At 65.4% G+C, this 17,601-nt stretch carries 18 protein-coding genes; 3 read left to right on the top strand and 15 right to left on the bottom strand.

Annotated elements, in window-relative coordinates; translation table 11 throughout:
* Positions 1-5: 5 nt before the first annotated feature.
* The 12 genes from rpsC to rpsL all read right to left on the bottom strand — a co-directional run bounded on the left by rpsC (position 6) and on the right by rpsL (position 9,085).
* Positions 6-713, bottom strand: coding sequence for a 30S ribosomal protein S3 (gene rpsC, locus VGU00_RS18490; protein WP_054589691.1), 708 nt, complete (start codon positions 711-713; stop codon positions 6-8).
* 1 nt (position 714) lies between these two features.
* Positions 715-1,095 carry a 50S ribosomal protein L22 gene (gene rplV / locus VGU00_RS18485; RefSeq protein WP_037515650.1) on the bottom strand — a complete coding sequence of 127 codons (381 nt, stop codon included), beginning with the start codon at positions 1,093-1,095 and terminating at the stop codon, positions 715-717.
* The gene (gene rpsS, locus VGU00_RS18480) at positions 1,095-1,370 is read right to left on the bottom strand and encodes a 30S ribosomal protein S19 (RefSeq protein WP_037556370.1); all 276 of its coding nucleotides are present in this window, start codon (positions 1,368-1,370) and stop codon (positions 1,095-1,097) included. Before rpsS ends, rplV begins: the two co-directional genes overlap by 1 nt.
* Before the next feature lie 3 nt (positions 1,371-1,373).
* The gene (gene rplB / locus VGU00_RS18475; RefSeq protein ID WP_327471167.1) at positions 1,374-2,210 is read right to left on the bottom strand and encodes a 50S ribosomal protein L2; all 837 of its coding nucleotides are present in this window, start codon (positions 2,208-2,210) and stop codon (positions 1,374-1,376) included.
* Between the two features lie 21 nt (positions 2,211-2,231).
* A complete protein-coding gene (locus VGU00_RS18470; protein WP_294032479.1) occupies positions 2,232-2,540 on the bottom strand; it encodes a 50S ribosomal protein L23 in 309 nt (102 codons plus the stop codon).
* Positions 2,533-3,159, bottom strand: a complete 627-nt coding sequence (rplD, locus tag VGU00_RS18465) for a 50S ribosomal protein L4 (protein WP_062186277.1) — start codon at positions 3,157-3,159, stop codon at positions 2,533-2,535. The genes VGU00_RS18470 and rplD overlap by 8 nt, the downstream gene beginning before the upstream one ends.
* A 2-nt stretch (positions 3,160-3,161) precedes the next feature.
* A complete protein-coding gene (rplC, locus tag VGU00_RS18460) occupies positions 3,162-3,935 on the bottom strand; it encodes a 50S ribosomal protein L3 (protein ID WP_327471162.1) in 774 nt (257 codons plus the stop codon).
* Positions 3,936-4,212: 277 nt separating this feature from the next.
* Complete coding sequence (gene rpsJ / locus VGU00_RS18455) at positions 4,213-4,524, bottom strand: 30S ribosomal protein S10 (protein WP_003042199.1); 312 nt, start codon at positions 4,522-4,524, stop codon at positions 4,213-4,215.
* A 147-nt stretch (positions 4,525-4,671) separates the two neighbouring features.
* Positions 4,672-5,865 (bottom strand): elongation factor Tu, encoded by a 1,194-nt coding sequence (tuf, locus tag VGU00_RS18450; RefSeq protein ID WP_327471160.1) that lies wholly within the window; start codon positions 5,863-5,865, stop codon positions 4,672-4,674.
* A gap of 118 nt (positions 5,866-5,983) precedes the next feature.
* Entirely contained in the window at positions 5,984-8,077 is a 2,094-nt protein-coding gene (fusA, locus tag VGU00_RS18445) for an elongation factor G (protein WP_327471158.1), read from the bottom strand.
* Between the two features lie 93 nt (positions 8,078-8,170).
* Positions 8,171-8,641 carry a 30S ribosomal protein S7 gene (gene rpsG, locus VGU00_RS18440; protein ID WP_058818022.1) on the bottom strand — a complete coding sequence of 157 codons (471 nt, stop codon included), beginning with the start codon at positions 8,639-8,641 and terminating at the stop codon, positions 8,171-8,173.
* 72 nt (positions 8,642-8,713) lie between these two features.
* Positions 8,714-9,085, bottom strand: a complete 372-nt coding sequence (rpsL, locus tag VGU00_RS18435; RefSeq protein ID WP_058805196.1) for a 30S ribosomal protein S12 — start codon at positions 9,083-9,085, stop codon at positions 8,714-8,716.
* A 305-nt stretch (positions 9,086-9,390) separates the two neighbouring features.
* Between rpsL and VGU00_RS18430 the strand changes: the two genes are divergently transcribed.
* Entirely contained in the window at positions 9,391-9,885 is a 495-nt protein-coding gene (locus tag VGU00_RS18430) for a DNA-deoxyinosine glycosylase (RefSeq protein ID WP_327471157.1), read from the top strand.
* Here VGU00_RS18430 and VGU00_RS18425 read toward each other — a convergent pair whose 3' ends face one another.
* Positions 9,886-11,187, bottom strand: a complete 1,302-nt coding sequence (locus VGU00_RS18425; RefSeq protein ID WP_327471155.1) for an amidohydrolase family protein — start codon at positions 11,185-11,187, stop codon at positions 9,886-9,888.
* 60 nt (positions 11,188-11,247) lie between these two features.
* The gene (locus tag VGU00_RS18420) at positions 11,248-13,587 is read right to left on the bottom strand and encodes a S8 family peptidase (protein ID WP_327471153.1); all 2,340 of its coding nucleotides are present in this window, start codon (positions 13,585-13,587) and stop codon (positions 11,248-11,250) included.
* A gap of 350 nt (positions 13,588-13,937) precedes the next feature.
* On the opposite strand from VGU00_RS18420, the gene VGU00_RS18415 reads away from it, so the two are divergent.
* Both VGU00_RS18415 and dapD read left to right on the top strand, forming a co-directional pair.
* Positions 13,938-14,615 carry a pyrimidine 5'-nucleotidase gene (locus tag VGU00_RS18415; RefSeq protein ID WP_327471762.1) on the top strand — a complete coding sequence of 226 codons (678 nt, stop codon included), beginning with the start codon at positions 13,938-13,940 and terminating at the stop codon, positions 14,613-14,615.
* Positions 14,612-15,454, top strand: coding sequence for a 2,3,4,5-tetrahydropyridine-2,6-dicarboxylate N-succinyltransferase (gene dapD / locus VGU00_RS18410; protein WP_327471152.1), 843 nt, complete (start codon positions 14,612-14,614; stop codon positions 15,452-15,454). Before VGU00_RS18415 ends, dapD begins: the two co-directional genes overlap by 4 nt.
* Positions 15,455-15,466: 12 nt before the next feature.
* On the opposite strand, the gene VGU00_RS18405 is transcribed toward dapD, so the two are convergent.
* The gene (locus VGU00_RS18405; protein ID WP_327471151.1) at positions 15,467-17,500 is read right to left on the bottom strand and encodes a DUF3857 domain-containing protein; all 2,034 of its coding nucleotides are present in this window, start codon (positions 17,498-17,500) and stop codon (positions 15,467-15,469) included.
* Between the last annotated feature and the right edge of the window lie 101 nt (positions 17,501-17,601).

Genomic DNA, 17,601 nt, shown 5'->3' with positions numbered 1-17,601 from the left:
AGTCCTTAGCGGCGATCTTCACGGGCCGGACGGACACCGGTCGTCTGCGCGTCGAGCATCAGACGGTCGGTAGCCATCGGGTCGTGACCAAGGATCTCGCCCTTGAAAATCCAGACCTTGATGCCGCAAACGCCGTACGCGGTGTGCGCTTCGGCTTCGGCATAGTCGACATTGGCGCGCAGCGTGTGCAGCGGCACCCGGCCTTCGCGGTACCATTCGGTGCGCGCGATTTCCGCGCCGCCCAGACGGCCGGCGCAGTTGATGCGGATGCCCTCGGCGCCGAGACGCATCGCCGACTGAACGGCGCGCTTCATGGCCCGGCGGAACGCGACGCGGCGTTCGAGCTGGTCGGCAATGCCCTGGCCGACGAGCTTGGCGTCGACTTCGGGCTTGCGGATTTCGACGATGTTCAGCGACACGTCGCTGCCCGTCATCGCACCGAGCTGCTTGCGCAGCTTTTCGATGTCCGCGCCCTTCTTGCCGATGATGACGCCCGGACGGGCGGCATAGATCGACACGCGGCACAGCTTCGCCGGACGCTCGATCACGACCTTCGAGATCGCGGCCTGCGGCAGGTGCTTGAACACGAACTTGCGGATCTTGAGATCCTCGACAAGCATGCGTCCATAGTCCTGGCCTTCGGCGAACCAGCGGCTGTCCCAGGTGCGGTTGACCTGCAGGCGCAGGCCGATCGGATTGCTCTTCTGGCCCATCTTACGCCTCTTCTTCCTGTTCGCGCACGACAATGCGGATGCGGCTGAACGGCTTGACGATCCGGGTCGACTTGCCGCGGCCGCGAGCGTGCCAGCGCTTCATCGAGATCGACTTGCCGACGCTGGCTTCCTTGATGACGAGCGCATCAACGTCGAGGTTGTGGTTGTTTTCCGCGTTGGCGACGGCGCTGGCGAGAACCTTGCGCACGTCGACAGCCATCGCCTTCTTCGAGAAGGTGAGGATGTTCATCGCGTCTTCGACCTTGCGGCCGCGGATCAGCGCGGCGACGAGGTTCAGCTTCTGCGCCGAGCCGCGAATCTGCGTGCCGACGGAAAGCGCCTCGTTATCCGCAACGCGGCGGGGGGACTTTTCCTTGCCCATTAGCGTTTGCCCTTCTTGTCAGCCGCGTGGCCGGGGAAGAAGCGCGTCGGCGCAAATTCACCCAGCTTCATGCCGACCATGTCTTCATTGACCGACACCGGCACGAACTTGCGGCCGTTGTAGACGTTGAAGGTCAGCCCCACGAACTGCGGCAGGATGGTGGACCGGCGCGACCAGGTCTTGATCGGGGCAGAGCTGCCACCGTCCTGGGCCGTTTCGGCTTTCTTGAGGAGATGAAGGTCCACGAACGGACCCTTCCAGACCGAGCGAGCCATGGCTTACCTCTTCTTCTTCGCGTGACGCGACCGGATGATCATCTTGTCGGTCGACTTGTTGTGACGGGTACGGGCACCCTTGGTCGGCTTGCCCCACGGGGTAACCGGATGACGGCCACCCGAGGTGCGGCCTTCACCACCGCCGTGCGGGTGGTCGACCGGGTTCTTGGCGACGCCGCGGGTCAGCGGACGCTTGCCGAGCCAGCGGTTGCGGCCGGCCTTGCCCAGGTTGGTGTTCTGGTTGTCGGGGTTCGACACCGCACCGACCGTGCCCATGCATTCGCCACGGATGTAACGCTGTTCGCCCGAACCGAGACGCACGATGACGAGACCGCGGTCACGACCGACGACCTGTGCATAGGTGCCAGCCGAACGGGCGATCTGGCCACCCTTGCCCGGCTTCATCTCGATATTATGGACGATCGTGCCGACCGGCATCTGCGACAATTCCATCGCATTGCCCGGCTTCACGTCGGTCTTCTTGCCCGCGACGACCGTGTCGCCGACGCCCAGGCGCTGCGGCGCGAGGATGTAGGCGAGTTCGCCGTCTTCATACTTCACGAGCGCGATGAACGCCGTGCGGTTGGGGTCATATTCCAGACGCTCGACGATAGCCGGCATGTCCCACTTGCGACGCTTGAAGTCGATGAAGCGGTACTTCTGCTTGTGGCCGCCGGCGATACCGCGCGAGGTCACATGACCCTTGTTGTTGCGGCCGCCGGTCTTGCGCTTGCCTTCGGTCAGCACCTTGACGGGCTTGCCCTTCCACAGCGACGATTTGTCGACGAGGATCAGGCCGCGCTGTGCAGGGCTGGTCGGATTATAGGATTTAAGTGCCATTTTCTCTGCCTCTTCCTACAATCAGACGCCCGTGGTGACGTCGATCGACTGGCCTTCGGCCAGGCGAACGATCGCCTTCTTCACGTCGCTGCGGGTGTAGGGCTTGCCCTTCCAGCGCTTGGTCTTGCCCTTGGTGACGAGCGTGTTGACGCTGAGCACCTTGACATCGAACAGCGCCTCGACGGCGGCCTTGATCGCGGGCTTGGTCGCGTCGTCCGCAACCTTGAACACGACGGCGTTGTTTTCGCTGAGCAGCGTCGACTTTTCAGTGATCACCGGAGCGAGGATGACGTCGTAGTGACGCGCATCGATGGTCTTTGCCTTAGCCATTGCAGCGGGCCTCCAGCTTTTCGACCGCCGCGCGGGTCAGGACCAGCGTGTCGGCACGGATGATGTCATAGACGTTGGCACCGATGGCGGGCAGAGCGTCAACACCGATGAGGTTGGCCGAAGCCATTGCGAAGCTTTCGTGCACCGCGTCACCGTCGATGAAGAGCGCGCGGTTGCCGAGTTCGAGCTTGCCGAGCTTGCCGGCGAGCGCCTTGGTCTTCGCGTCCTTGAGCTCGAGCGTGTCGAGAACGACGAGCTTGCCGCCCTTCGCCTTGTCGCTCAATGCCATCTTCAGGCCGAGGGTGCGGATCTTCTTGTTCAGCGAATGGCCGAAGGTGCGGGCACGGGGACCATGCGCCTTGCCACCACCGATGAAGATCGGCGCCTTGCGATCGCCGTGACGGGCGGTACCGCCGCCCTTCTGGCGACCGAACTTCTTGCCGGTGCGCGACACATCGCTGCGTTCGCGGGCGGCGCGAGCCGGGCCACGGCGCTTTTCGAGCTGCCATGCAACGACGCGATGCAGGATGTCGGCGCGGGCGTCGACGCCGAACACATCGTCGTTGAGATCGATGTCGGTGCCGGCTTTGCCGTCGAGGGTCTGAACCTTGACCTTCATGATCAGGACTCCTGTGCGCCGTCGGTGGCCGCGGTGTCGACGACGGTTTCTTCAACCGGCGTTTCGACCGGTGCGTCGACCGGGGCTTCGTTGCTGTTGGCCGCGCTCTTGATGCCCGCCGGATAGGGGGCTTCGGGGTGGCGCGGCAGCTTCACCGCATCACGAACGAGCAGCCAGCCGCCCTTCGAGCCAGGGACCGAGCCCTTGACGAAGAGAAGGCCGCGTTCGACGTCGGTGCGGACGATTTCGAGATTTTGCTGGGTGCGGTTGCGCGCGCCCATGTGGCCGGCCATCTTCTTGTTCTTGAAGACGCGGCCCGGATCCTGGCGGTTACCGGTCGAACCATGCGCACGGTGGCTGATCGAGACACCGTGGGTCGCGCGCATACCGCCGAAACCCCAGCGCTTCATCGCACCGGCAAAGCCCTTACCCTGGGTCACGCCCTGGATGTCGACGATCTGGCCGGCGACGAAATGGTCGGCCGACAGTTCGGCGCCGACGTCGAGCGTCGCGTCGTCGGCGACGCGGAATTCGACGAGCTTCGCCTTGGGCTCGACTTCGGCCTTGCCATAAGCGCCGCGCTGCGGCTTGGCGACGTTCTTCGCCTTGGCCGAACCGGCACCGAGTTGAACGGCCACATAACCGTCACGTTCTTTATCGCGCACGGAGACGACCTGGCAGCCTTCGAGGCTCAGGACGGTGACGGGCACGTGGCGGCCGTCGTCCTGAAACAGGCGGGTCATCCCCATTTTCTTCGCGATCACGCCAGTACGCATGATCATACTCCTCAACAGAGGCCGGGCGGACCATTCCGCACGGCGTGTGGGAAGCCATCAGACAAACGCCCGACGGCTACCCTCCCAGCCCAAATTTTGATGCATCGCCCCGTCCGGGCTGAGGTGCCGCCATCCCGAAGGACCAGCGGCGAGACGGGGGACGCGGCCCGGACCATGATGCTTCGGAACGAAGCGGTCCGGCGGTATCCACCCTATCGTGATGCAGGCGGCGAACCGTCCTGCCGATAGAGGCCCCGCTCTCGCGGGGCATGCTGGCTTAGGCCAGCTTGATCTCGACGTTCACGCCGGCAGCCAGATCGAGCTTCATCAGCGCGTCGACCGTCTGCGGGGTGGGCTGCACGATGTCGAGCAGCCGCTTGTGGGTACGCACCTCGAACTGCTCGCGCGACTTTTTGTCGACATGCGGACCGCGGTTCACGGTGAATTTTTCAATGCGCGTCGGAAGCGGGATCGGGCCGCGAATAAGCGCTCCGGTACGACGTGCCGTGTCGGCAATGTCGGTGGTGGCCTGATCGAGCACGCGGTGATCAAAGGCCTTCAGGCGAATGCGAATATTCTGCGTTTCCATGACTGTTCCAGTCGAATCCCGTCTAACGATGCGAAAGAGCCGAAATGGCCTGTACCGGCCCCCATCAGGAAGCCGGTTCGGCCATCAAAAACCTTTAAGCTACGAGCCGCGCGAATCAGTCCGAATCGCGCGGCTCGCGGCCCTATATTACTTTGTGATGGTCGCGACAACCCCTGCGCCGACCGTGCGGCCGCCTTCGCGAATCGCGAAGCGGAGACCCGGGTCCATGGCGATCGGGGCGATCAGCTTGACCGACAGCTGGACGTTGTCGCCCGGCATGACCATTTCGGTACCCTCGGGGAGGATGACCTCGCCGGTGACGTCCGTGGTGCGGAAGTAGAACTGCGGACGATAGTTCGCGAAGAACGGCGTGTGACGGCCGCCCTCGTCCTTCGACAGGACGTACACTTCCGAGGTGAACTCGGTGTGCGGCGTGATCGAGCCGGGCTTCGCCAGAACCTGGCCACGCTCGACTTCTTCACGGCCGACGCCGCGGATCAGCGCACCGATGTTGTCGCCGGCCTGGCCCTGGTCGAGCAGCTTGCGGAACATTTCGACGCCGGTGACGACGGTCTTCTTGGTGTCCTTGATGCCGACGATTTCGACTTCTTCACCCACCTTGACGATGCCGGTTTCGACGCGGCCGGTCACAACCGTACCACGACCCGAGATCGAGAACACGTCTTCGATCGGCATCAGGAAGGGCTTGTCCAGCGGACGTTCCGGCTGCGGGATCCATTCGTCGACGGCAGCCATCAGCTTCAGGATCGCGTCCTTGCCGATGTTGTCGTCGCGGCTTTCGAGAGCGGCGAGAGCCGAACCCGGGATGATCGGAATATTGTCGCCGTCGAAGTCGCGCTTCGAGAGTTCTTCGCGGATTTCGAGTTCGACGAGTTCGAGCAGCTCGGGATCGTCCAGCTGGTCGACCTTGTTGAGGAAGACGACCATGGTCGGCACGCCGACCTGCTTCGCGAGCAGGATGTGCTCCTTCGTCTGCGGCATCGGGCCGTCAGCAGCCGACACGACGAGGATCGCGCCGTCCATCTGGGCGGCACCGGTGATCATGTTCTTGACGTAGTCAGCGTGACCCGGGCAGTCGACGTGGGCATAGTGGCGGCCGTCGGTTTCATATTCGACGTGTGCGGTCGAAATGGTGATGCCACGCTCGCGCTCTTCGGGAGCCTTGTCGATGTTCGCGAAGTCGACGGCGGCGTTGCCCGCGACGTTTTCGGCGAGGATCTTGGTGATCGCTGCGGTCAGCGAGGTCTTGCCATGGTCGACGTGACCGATGGTGCCGATGTTGCAGTGCGGCTTCGTCCGCTCAAATTTAGCCTTGGCCATGATGGTATAACCTTCTTGTTCAATGTTTGCGTTGATCAGTCCTGGACGAGCCTGCTGAATCAGGCGCCGCCCTTAGAGGGTCTTGCCGCGCGGTGCAAGCCCGCGCGGCGTCGACCCGTCAGGCCATCTTGGCCTTCACTTCTTCGGCGACGTTGGTCGGCACTTCTTCATAATGCGAGAATTGCATCGAGTAGCTTGCGCGACCCTGGCTGAAGCTGCGCAGCTGGTTCACATAACCGAACATGTTCGCCAGCGGAACGATCGCCTCGACGACCTGGGCGATGCCCCGGCTGTCGGTGCCCTGGATCTGCCCGCGACGGCTGTTAAGGTCGCCGATCACGTCACCCATGAATTCCTCAGGGGTAACGACTTCGACCTTCATCACCGGTTCGAGCAGCTTGATGCCGGCCTTCGCCGCCACTTCGCGCATTGCCGCACGGCCCGCGATTTCGAATGCCAGCGCCGACGAGTCGACGTCGTGGTACGCGCCGTCCGTAAGCTTGATTTCGAAGTCGATGATCGGGAAGCCGATCATGTGACCGTTTTCGGCCGACTCGCGCATGCCCTTTTCGACCGACGGGATATATTCGCGCGGAATGTTACCGCCCTTGATCTCGTCGATGAAGGTGATGCCCGCGCCGCGTTCGCCGGGGGCGACGCTGACCTTGACGCGGCCGAACTGGCCCGAGCCGCCCGACTGCTTCTTGTGGGTGTAGTCGACGTCAACGGCCTTCGCGAGCGATTCGCGGTACGCCACCTGCGGCGCGCCGACATTCGCTTCGACCTTGAATTCGCGCTTCATGCGATCGACGAGGATGTCGAGGTGAAGCTCGCCCATGCCCTTGATGATCGTCTGACCCGATTCATGGTCGGTCGACACGCGGAACGAGGGATCCTCGGCAGCCAGACGGTTGAGCGCGATGCCCATACGTTCCTGGTCGGCCTTGGTCTTCGGTTCGACCGACAGCTCGATGACCGGCTCGGGGAATTCCATCCGCTCGAGAATGATCGGCGCGTTGGTGGCGCAGAGCGTGTCCCCGGTGGTGGTTTCCTTGAGGCCGGCAAGCGCAACGATGTCGCCCGCATAGGCTTCTTCGATGTCTTCGCGGCTGTTCGCATGCATCAGCAGCATGCGACCGACCTTTTCCTTCTTGTCCTTCACCGAGTTCAGGTACGTGCCCTTGTTCAGGGTACCCGAGTAGATGCGGGCGAAGGTGAGCGAACCGACGAACGGGTCGTTCATGATCTTGAACGCGAGCAGCGACAGCGGCGCCGAGTCCGACGTCTCACGCGAGTCGGGCTGATCGGTGTCCGGGTTGATGCCCTGAACGTCGGGAATGTCGAGCGGCGAAGGCAGATAGTCGACAACCGCGTCGAGCAGCGTCTGGACGCCCTTGTTCTTGAACGCCGAGCCGCAGAGGACCGGAACGAACGCCTGCGCCAGCGTACCCTTGCGGATCAGCTTCTTGAGCGTCGCGACGTCGGGGACGGTGCCTTCGAGATAGGCTTCCATCGCGTCGTCGTCCTGTTCGACGGCGAGTTCGACGAGCTTTTCGCGATATTCGGCAGCCTTGTCGGCAAGGTCGGCCGGGATTTCTTCATAGAAGAATTCGGCGCCGAGGCTTTCATCCTTCCAGATGATCGCGCGCTCGTTGACGAGGTCGACGAGGCCCTTGAAGCCGCCTTCCGCACCGATCGGCAGATAGAGCACGGCCGGGGTCGCACCAAGACGATCGATGATCGTCTGGACGCAATAATAGAAATCGGCACCGGTGCGGTCGAGCTTGTTGATGAAGCACATCCGCGGAACCTTGTACTTGTCCGCCTGACGCCACACGGTTTCCGACTGCGGCTCGACGCCGGCAACGCCGTCGAACGCGGTGATCGCGCCGTCGAGCACGCGCAGCGAACGCTCGACTTCAATCGTGAAGTCGACGTGGCCGGGGGTGTCGATGATGTTCAGGCGGTGTTCCGGACCCTGACCTTCTTCGGCTTTCCACAGGCAGGTGGTGGCAGCCGACGTGATCGTGATGCCGCGTTCCTGCTCCTGTTCCATCCAGTCCATCGTGGCGGCGCCGTCATGGACTTCGCCGATCTTGTAGGATTTGCCGGTGTAATAGAGAATGCGCTCGGTGGTCGTGGTCTTGCCGGCGTCGATGTGCGCCATGATACCGAAATTGCGATAGCGTTCGAGCGGATGGCTGCGTGCCATGGTCTTTTCCTTGGATTTGGGGGGAGGCCTTTGGAGCCACCCCCGATATAGGAACGATTGTTACGATTGCGAGACGCCGAAGCGTCCCCGCAATTACCAGCGGTAGTGGCTGAACGCGCGGTTCGCTTCCGCCATGCGGTGCGTATCTTCGCGCTTCTTGACCGCGTTGCCACGGTTGTTCGACGCGTCGAGCAATTCGCCCGACAGACGCGCGGCCATCGTGGTTTCGCTGCGGTTGCGCGCAGCGGTGATCAGCCAGCGGATCGCGAGCGCCTGCGCGCGGTCCGGACGGACTTCGACCGGAACCTGATAGGTCGCACCGCCGACGCGGCGGCTGCGGACTTCGATGTTCGGGCGGATGTTCGCGAGCGCTTCGTGGAACACGCCCAGCGGTTCCTTCTTGGCGCGGGCTTCGACCGACTCGAGCGCACCGTAAACGATGCTTTCGGCGACGGACTTCTTCCCGTCCAGCATGACGCTGTTCATGAACTTCGACAGCACCGTATCACCGAAGCGGGGATCGGGCAGGATTTCGCGGCGTTCGGGACGACGACGACGAGCCATAGGTAATTCCTTTTACAACAACATCCCGGCGCGAGGCGCAGCGGGATGATCAAATAGCCGAAAAAGCGGTCCTTACTTCGGACGCTTCGCGCCGTATTTCGAACGGCTCTGCTTGCGGTCCTTCACACCCTGCGTATCGAGCACGCCGCGCAGGACGTGGTAACGCACGCCGGGAAGGTCGCGCACACGGCCGCCGCGGATCAGCACGACGCTGTGCTCCTGGAGGTTGTGGCCTTCGCCGGGGATGTAGGTGATGACTTCGCGGCTGTTGGTCAGGCGGACCTTCGCAACCTTGCGGAGCGCCGAGTTCGGCTTTTTCGGGGTCGTCGTATAGACACGGGTGCAAACGCCGCGCTTTTGCGGGTTTGCGTCCATCGCCGGGACCTTGGACTTCACCTTCTGGGGAGTCCGGCCCTTGCGGACCAGCTGGTTGATCGTGGGCATGAATGCTTCACCTTAAAATGTTCGCCCATCAAAGCGAACGGTTACTGTACCGCGGTGGATGAAGCTCCGGCCCGAAACCCGCCGAAAATGGCGAAAAACGGCCGACCTGATAACAGCAAAAGACCCCGGCGGATCGTGATGATCTTCCGGAGGCTCCATCCGCGCCAGCAATGTTCAAGCGCTGTTGTAACTGAAAGAGGCGGCAAACCGCCCTTTTCGGTCGAGCGCGCCCCTAGACCCGATTCCTCCGGCGGTCAAGGGGTGGGCAATATTGTTGCGCCGGACCGGGCGGGCTATCGGAAGCCATGCCCGCCATCCGCCACGCCAGTTTTGCGCCGCAGGTGTCGTCCGACACGCGGCTGCTGATTCTGGGCAGCCTGCCCGGCGTGCGCTCGCTCGCCGAGGGCCAATATTATGCACATCCGGCGAACCAGTTCTGGCGGCTGCTCGGCGCGGTGACGGACCGGCCGCTCGCCGAACGCGCCTATGCCGATCGGCTCGCCGCGCTGCGCGAGGCAAAGATCGGCCTGTGGGATGTGATTCGCAGCGCCGAACGACGCACAAGCAGCGACGCGCTAATTCGCGACGTCGAAGCGCATGATCTTGCGGCGCTGGTCGCCACCCTGCCCGAGCTGCGCATGATCGCCTTCAACGGCGGCAAGGCGGCGGCGATCGGAAGGAAGCAATTGCCGCCACTTGCGCACGTCGAGGTCGTCGACCTGCCGTCGAGCAGCGCCGCGCACACGATCGGATTCGACGCCAAGCTGGCGCGCTGGCGGGTGCTGCGCGGCGCGCTTTGATCAGTCGACGACTGCGCCGCGCGCCATCACGAAATCGACCTTCTTGAGCACGCGGACGTCGGCGATCGGGTCGCTGGCGACCGCGATGATGTCGGCGCTCTTGCCCGGTGCGATCGTGCCGATCTCGTTCGACAGGCCGAGCAGGTCGGCGGCGTTCACGGTCGCCGCCCTGAGCGCCTCGACCGGGGTCATGCCATGTTCGACCATCAGTTCGAACTCGTCGGCGTTGCGGCCGTGCTTCGACACGCCGGCATCGGTGCCGAAGGCGATGCGCACGCCGCGCGGGACCAGCTTTTCGAGGCTTTGCCCCGTGATACCGATACGCCACTGGATCTTCGCGAGCACGTCGGGCTCATAAGCCGCGGCGTTCGCTGCGATGCGTTCCTTGTAACCGTTCACGGTCGAGAGTGTCGGGACGTAATAGGTCTTCGACTTCGCCCAGGCGGCGATCGTCGCATCGTCGAGGATCGTGCCATGTTCGACCGAATCGACCCCGGCAGCTAGCGCGAGCCGGATGCCGTCGGCGCCGTGCGCATGGACCGCGACCTTCTTGCCGAACATATGCGCGGTCTCGACGATCGCCTGCGCCTCGTCATCGAACATCTGCTTGCCGAGGCCCGCGCCGATCCGGCTGTTGACCCCGCCGGTCGAGGCGAATTTGATCACGTCGGCCCCGCGTCCGATCTGGAGCCGCACCGCACGGCGGCAATCGTCGGCGCCGTTGCAGGTGTTGCCCGCACCGGCGAAGAAGGGGCGGAGTTCGTCGCGATAGCCGAGCGATCCGTCCATATGCCCGGCGCTGCCCGAAATGCTGGCACCCGCATCGACGATGCGCGGCCCCTTCGCCTTGCCGGCAGCAATCGCATCGCGCAGCGCGAGCGTCACGCCGTCGCCGTCGCCGAGATTGCGGACGGTGGTAAAACCCGCGCGCAGCGTCTTCATGCCGTTGACCTGGGCGTTGAAGGCCTGCGCCGCGGGGCTGAGCGTCATTTCTTCGAGCTGGCCGGCGATGCCGCCCGCGTCGCTCGTCAGATGGACATGGCTGTCGATGAGGCCGGGGAGGACATATTTGTCCTTGAGGTCGATCAGCGTCGCGCCGAGGTCGGCGGGCTGGAAGCCGTCGGCGACCGAAACGACCTTGCCCGCCTCGACCACGATCGTCGAGGCGCCGCGTGCCGGCTTGCCCGGTTCGGCGAGCAAATGCCCCGCGTGAATCACGGTGCGCGCCGGTGTCTGCGCAGCAAGCGGCGCGGAAACGGCCGCCCCCGCGAGCGCGAGCATAAGGACATGGATCGACTTCATTCTGGCATCCCCTGTTTTGCTTCTTGGCCCTGTTCCAACCCTTGCGCGCGTTAAAGCCGATCAGAAGCCCATCGTAAAGCGCAGCGCGGCGCCGCGATCGTCGGGCATCGCGGCGATGTGGCCGGGGTCGCGGCGCCACCAGATGTTCGCGATCAGATCGCCGCCGCCGAGCGGCGTCATATAGCTCGCCTCGACCACCCGTTCGCGGCCGGTCGGCGCGAGATTATATGTGCGGCGCGCAAAGTCGGTGCGCCCGGTCGCATAATCGTGCGCGACGGGAAGCATGAGGTCGATACCTCCATTTGCAACGCGCAGCGGCTGGGCAAGGCGCAGTGCAGCACGGTCGCCGGCACGCGCGAGATTCGCCCGCGCGATGTCGAAGGAAAAAGCGGCCGAGCGCAGCGCGCCCCCGGTGACGAGGCCGCTTGCGTCGGGGTGGGTCCACATCTGGCGCCACGCGGCTGCAATTTGCCAATCGTCGCGCATATCGAGCATGAAACCGGCGTCGCCGACGAAGCTGGTCGCGCCGTCGGCGGCGAAGACGGGGCCGAGGCGCGCGCCGAGGAGGCTGCCCGTTTCGCGCAACCAGCCGGCCCCGAGCGTTGCGCGGACAGGGCCGAAGCGGCCGTCCCATGTCGCGCCGAGGCGGCGGTAGCGGCTGTCGCCGTAGCGGAAGAGCCCGTCGTCCTGCCAGCGCGATCCCGACACAACACCCTTTTCCAATATGATATTAACATATTGATTATCATATATATTATGTCGGATTATCGCGCCGACCCCCGGCCGGACGGCGAAGCCCGGCCCTTCGTGTGCGGGGTCGCCGATCAGCATCGCGAGCGCCGGTTCGCCGCGTTCGCCCGCGAGCATCCCGCCGGTTCCGCGCCCCGCGGCGAAGCCGAGGCGCGTGCGCGCGTCGAGCCGCATGACGACCGAGGCGGCGAGCGTGCGCGCGCGCTGCGCATCGTGGAAGGAGAGGCCCGCGAGCGCGTCGGTGCCGCCCGCGCCGGGCGCGGTGACGAGCGACAGCGCGAGCGACCGGTTCGCCGCGCTCTGCTGGCGGACGAGCCCGCCGATCGCGCCGGTCAATTTGAAGTCGGGGCGGCGGACGCCAAGCGATCCCGCGAAATCGACGTTGAAGGCGCGGCCGAAAGTGTCGGTGACGAGCCCCATCGTGCCACCGCCGCGCGCGGCGCCCGCGTCGCCCATCGGCCCGCCGAGGATGCCGAGCGGTGCGTCGAGCGCCACCGCCGTCGTCGTCCCCGCGAGCGTCGTCGCGCCCATCGGCTGGAACGCCCGCGCGATGTCGAGAATGCCCTGCCCGAACACCCCGTCGGCACCCGCCGCGCCCGCGTCGCGCGCCGACTGGTAAAGCAGTTGCACGATCTGCTGGCTCGACAGGTTGGGAAAGGCCTGCGCCAGCAACGCGGCCGCGCCCGCGATATGCGGCGCGGCGAAGCTGGTCCCGTTCAGCAGGAAGACCGCATTGCCCTCGGTGCGTATCGCGCCATCGGCATAAGCGCAGCACACGCCTTCGCCGAGCGCCGCGAGATAGGATGCCGAATAGGCCCCGGCGCGGTTGCTGAAGGAGGCGATCGCCCCGTTCGCATCGACCGCGCCCGCGATGATCACGAGCCCACCGCCGGCGTCGCGCAAACCCTGCGCAAAGGGTTCGGGACTGTTCGGATCGTTGCCGCCGAGCGCATTGTCGCCCTCGTTCCCCGCCGACAGGACGATGATGGTCCCCGCCGCCGTCGCGCGCGCCACCGCCGCGCGCAGCGTCGCGCCGGGCGCATCCTCGCCGCCGAGCGAGATATTGACGACGCGCGCGCCGGCGCTGACGGCGCGGTCGAGCCCCGCCGCGATCGCGGTTTCGGGAAAGCGGCAGCCGCTTTCGTCATTGCCGGGATCCTCGGTTGCGCAGCTTCCCGGCCGGTCGGCGCGCAGCACGAGCAGCCCGGCGTCGAACGCGATGCCCGCCGTCCCGCGGTTGTCGCGCGCGCCGAGCAGCAGCTGCGCGACATTGGTGCCATGTGTCCCTTCGCCGTCGATGCCGCGCGAACCCGCGACATCGGCCGACAGCGGCGAGATGCGCCCGGCAAATTCGGGGCTGTCGACGTCGATTCCGTCGTCGATGACGCCGGCAAGAACGCCCTGCCCCGTCGCGCCCGCCTGCCAGGCGGTGATCGCGCCATGATAACCCGCGCCGTCGGTCCGGCGAATCTCGGCGGTGTCGAACTGGCCCGGCGGCGGCGGGGTCGGCGTGGGGGTGGGTGTCGGGGTCGGCGCGGGAGCCGGTGGCGGCGCCGGGGTCGGCGAAGGCCGCGCACCGCCGCCACCGCCGCAGGCGGACAACGACATGGCGGCAAGGCCAACCAGCGTCCAGATCGGCAGACGCCTCATCCGCCGGATGCTGCCGCCTCTGTTCGCATGCGCCATTGCCGTTCCCCCTGCCCCGTCTTTTAGCGTGGCGAAGCGCGGAGCGGTAGAAGGCTTATAGCCGCGCGGTATCGCCGTCTTTGGGGTGGAGAGCTGCCACTCCTAATATCCGTCATCCCGGCGAAGGCCGGGATCTCACCCTCTCGAAATGACGCGCCGGCGAGATCCCGGCCTTCGCCGGGATGACGAGGATAGAGGCGGCAGCAATCGGTCGAAAGCGGCCACCGCCGGCGCACGTCTTCGTCGCGATCGCGTAAGTCATGGCGCGTATCGTCATTGCCGAACCCGCCGGCAGCCCCTATGCGCGCCGCATCATGCCTGCCGCGATCGACCATATCGACAGCTGGATCTTCGATCTCGACAACACGCTTTATGCGCCGTCGGCGAAGCTATTCGACCTGATCGACGAGCGCATGGGCGCCTTCATCATGCGGCTCCTGAACGTCGATGCCGTCGAGGCGCGGCGCGTGCAGAAGCGATATTTCCACGATCATGGTACGACGATGGCGGGGCTGATGCGCCATCATGGCGTCGACCCCGAGGATTTCCTGGTCGATGTCCATGACATCGCGCTCGACCGGCTGAGCGCCGATCCACGGCTGCGCGCGGGGCTCGAACGGCTGCCGGGCCGCAAGCTGGTCTTCACCAACGCCGACGCCGATTATGCTGCGCGCGTGCTCGAAGCGCGCGGGATCGCCGACCTGTTCGACGGCATCTGCGACATCAGGGTCACGCGCTATGTGCCCAAGCCCGACGCCGCAGCCTATGCGGCGATGGTCGATCATCTGGGCGTCGATCCCGCGAAGAGCCTGTTCGTCGAGGATATGGCGCGCAACCTGACCCCGGCCAAGATGCTGGGGATGACGACCGTGTGGCTGGACAATGGCAGCGAAAGCGGCCATCGCGACCACCTGCCAAGCCATGTCGATTTCCACGCGACCGACATCGCCGACTGGCTCGACAACCTGCCTTTACCATGGGGAATTTCATGAGCACCGACCTGCAAAGCACGATCGAAGCCGCGTGGGACGCGCGCGACACGCTGGGCCTGACGACGACAGGCGCGGTGCGCGAAGCGGTCGAAACCGCGCTCGAAGGGCTCGATAACGGCAGCTATCGCGTCGCCGAGCGCGACGCCGGCGGCAACTGGCAGGTCAACCAGTGGTTGAAAAAGGCGGTGCTGCTGTCGTTCCGGCTCAACGACATGGATTTGATCGAAGGCGGCCCCGGCGGCGCCCGATGGTGGGACAAGGTGCCGTCGAAATTCAAGGGCTGGGGTGAAGCTAGTTTTCGCACTGCGGGTTTCCGCGCCGTCCCCGGATCGATCGTCCGCCGCGGCGCCTTTATCAGCAAGGGCGCGGTGCTGATGCCGAGCTTCGTCAATATCGGCGCTTATGTCGGCGAGGGATCGATGGTCGACGCATGGGCGACCGTCGGCAGCTGCGCGCAGATCGGCGCCAACGTCCATCTGTCGGGCGGCGCGGGGATCGGCGGCGTGCTCGAACCGTTGCAGGCGGGCCCGGTGGTGATCGAGGACGGCGCCTTCATCGGCGCGCGCGCCGAAGTCGCCGAGGGCGTGATCGTGCGCGAGGGCGCGGTGCTGTCGATGGGCGTTTACCTCGGCGCGTCGACCAAGATCATCGACCGCGCAACAGGCGAAGTCTTTATCGGCGAGGTTCCGGCCTATTCGGTCGTCGTACCGGGATCGCTGCCGGGCAAGCCGCTGCCCGACGGGACGCCGGGGCCGTCGCTCTATTGCGCGGTCATCGTCAAACGCGTCGATGCGCAGACGCGCGCCAAGACCGGGATCAACGAGCTGTTGCGCGACTGATCGCGGGCTTCGTCAGCGTTTCGTCGCGGGCGATAGGCAGGGAACATCGTCGGCGGTCCAGTCGATATCGTAGGTCGCGGGCACCGCACGGTTGCCCGCGGGCTGCGCTTTCGACACCGCAGGCCGATAGGACACCCATGCCATGCTGTTGTCGAAGGCCGCGATCCGGCCATTGTCGCGCCGCGCGCTGACCGCGTCGATTTCGGTCTGTTCGACGCGCGAGGCGCGGATCATGCGGATCGCGCCGTCGCGAATGTCGAACGCGCGGTAATAGTTGCGGCCAAAAATGCGCGTGTCATAGCCCGATCTGGACGACCAGTTCGCGGCGTCGGTCGTTGCCGGGAGCCGCAATGTCGTGACCCGGCAGTCGAATTCGGGCGCGCTGTACCAGGGCAGGTCCTGATTCTGGTCGGCGGCGCGGGCGCGCCGCTCGGGCGGGCTGAAGCCGCCGCCGGGCAACGCGAGCGATTTGTCGCCGTCGCCGTCATCCTCCCAGTCGACGTTCCAGGTGCCGACGACGGTGAGCACGCTCGCCGCAGCCTTTTGATCGTAACGCCATTTGACGTCCTCGACCGTTTCCCAGGTTCCGCCGACCAGCTGCTGGCGCATGGCGTCGCGCAGCTGGCCGGCGGTCAGTCCCGACATTTCGACCTGCTGCACCAGTCCCGCGATGCCGCGCACGATCACCGTATTGGTCACGCGCGCCGGCTTGTCGAAGCCCGCGCGCGCGTCGATTTCATAGAGGGTGATTTCGTCGGGCCGGACCGCCGGGCGCCAGTCGATCTTCTGGAGGGCGCCGCCCTTTGCGGTCAGGGGCAGGACCCAGCGATAGGGCACCACCGGCGTCGCCGCTGGCGGCGCGACGGGCGGCAGCGTCCCGTCGAGCCAATATGCGGCGCCGCCGATCCGCGCGCGGACGAGGACATGGTCGAACATACCGGGATTGGGGAGGCGTTCGTCGAGGCCGTCGTCGGCGCCGCTGTTGTTGGCGAGAACGGCTTCGGCCTCGATCCCCAGCCGGCCAAGCAGGCCGAGCAGCAGCGCGGTCTTGCCCTTGCAATCGCCGTAGCGGCGCTGCCAGGTTTCCTCGGCGGTCGCGGGGGTCAGATTGCCGTTGCCCAGCCCGACATAGATGTAGCGCACGTCGCGCTGCACCAGTTGCAGCGCGGCGTTCGCGCGGTCGATCGGGGCGCTGTGCGCGGCGGCGATACGCCGCACCTCCTCGTCGAGCGGCGAGCCGTCGGCGATTGCCGATGCCTTGGCGAACAGCGGCGCGAAATGGCGCGAGATCGTCGCCCAGTCGGCGAAGTCGGTATATTCGACGATCCGTTGCCATTGGTACCGCCCCGGCGCGTCTTTCGGCGGCGTCAGCATCGCCGGATTGTCGAAGCGGAAGTCGATCCCGCCATCGCGCGGCACGCCGACCGGCGCCAGATCGGGGGTCATCCGGATGTTCGGCTTCATCCCCTTGTCCCAGCTGAGCCCCAGCCGGTAGCGGCCGGGCGCGGGGCTGGGCGCGAGGAAAAGCAGACCCGAATCATTGTTCCCGAGGGTCGGGTCGGTCGTCCGGGTCGTCAGCCCGACCTCGAGCTCGTCACCGACGCGAAGGTCGGGGACGCGGAGTATCGCGGTCAATATGCCGTCGAGTTTCGCGGCTTCGAGCTGGTCCTCGCGCCGCAGGATCTCGAACGACGCCTTTTCGAGCACGTCAATCGTCGTGTCGCCCCGATGGACCTTGACCATGTGCACGACCGGCGGTCCCGAAGCCGGATTCCATGTCGTCGAAATATTGCCGGCCTGAAGCGCATTCGGGTGGAGGATACGCAGCCGATAGCCGAGATATTGCGCCTGTCCCTCTGCATCGAGATGGATCAGCGCATCCTGCCGCCGCACGAAGACGAGCCCGCCGGCATCGTCGGGCACCGCCATCGGTTCGGACGGATCGACCCAATCGGGCTCCGCGCCGCGCGCGATCCGGTCGTCCTCGGCATGGGCGGGCGCCTGCACGAGCAGCCCCGCCAGAAATATCGAAATTGCAATGCGCACCACAGCCCCCTGTAACTGCATGGCATAATGTCGCGAATTCACCGCGACGCAAGAGCGGACACCATCCGGCGGCACGGCGAGCGTCGCGACGGGGGCGCCAG

The organism is Sphingopyxis sp. (genome assembly GCF_035944815.1).
Classification (GTDB): Bacteria; Pseudomonadota; Alphaproteobacteria; order Sphingomonadales; family Sphingomonadaceae; genus Sphingopyxis.
The sequence above is the reverse complement of the archived record's forward strand: the minus strand, read 5'-3'. Positions and strand labels throughout refer to the sequence as shown.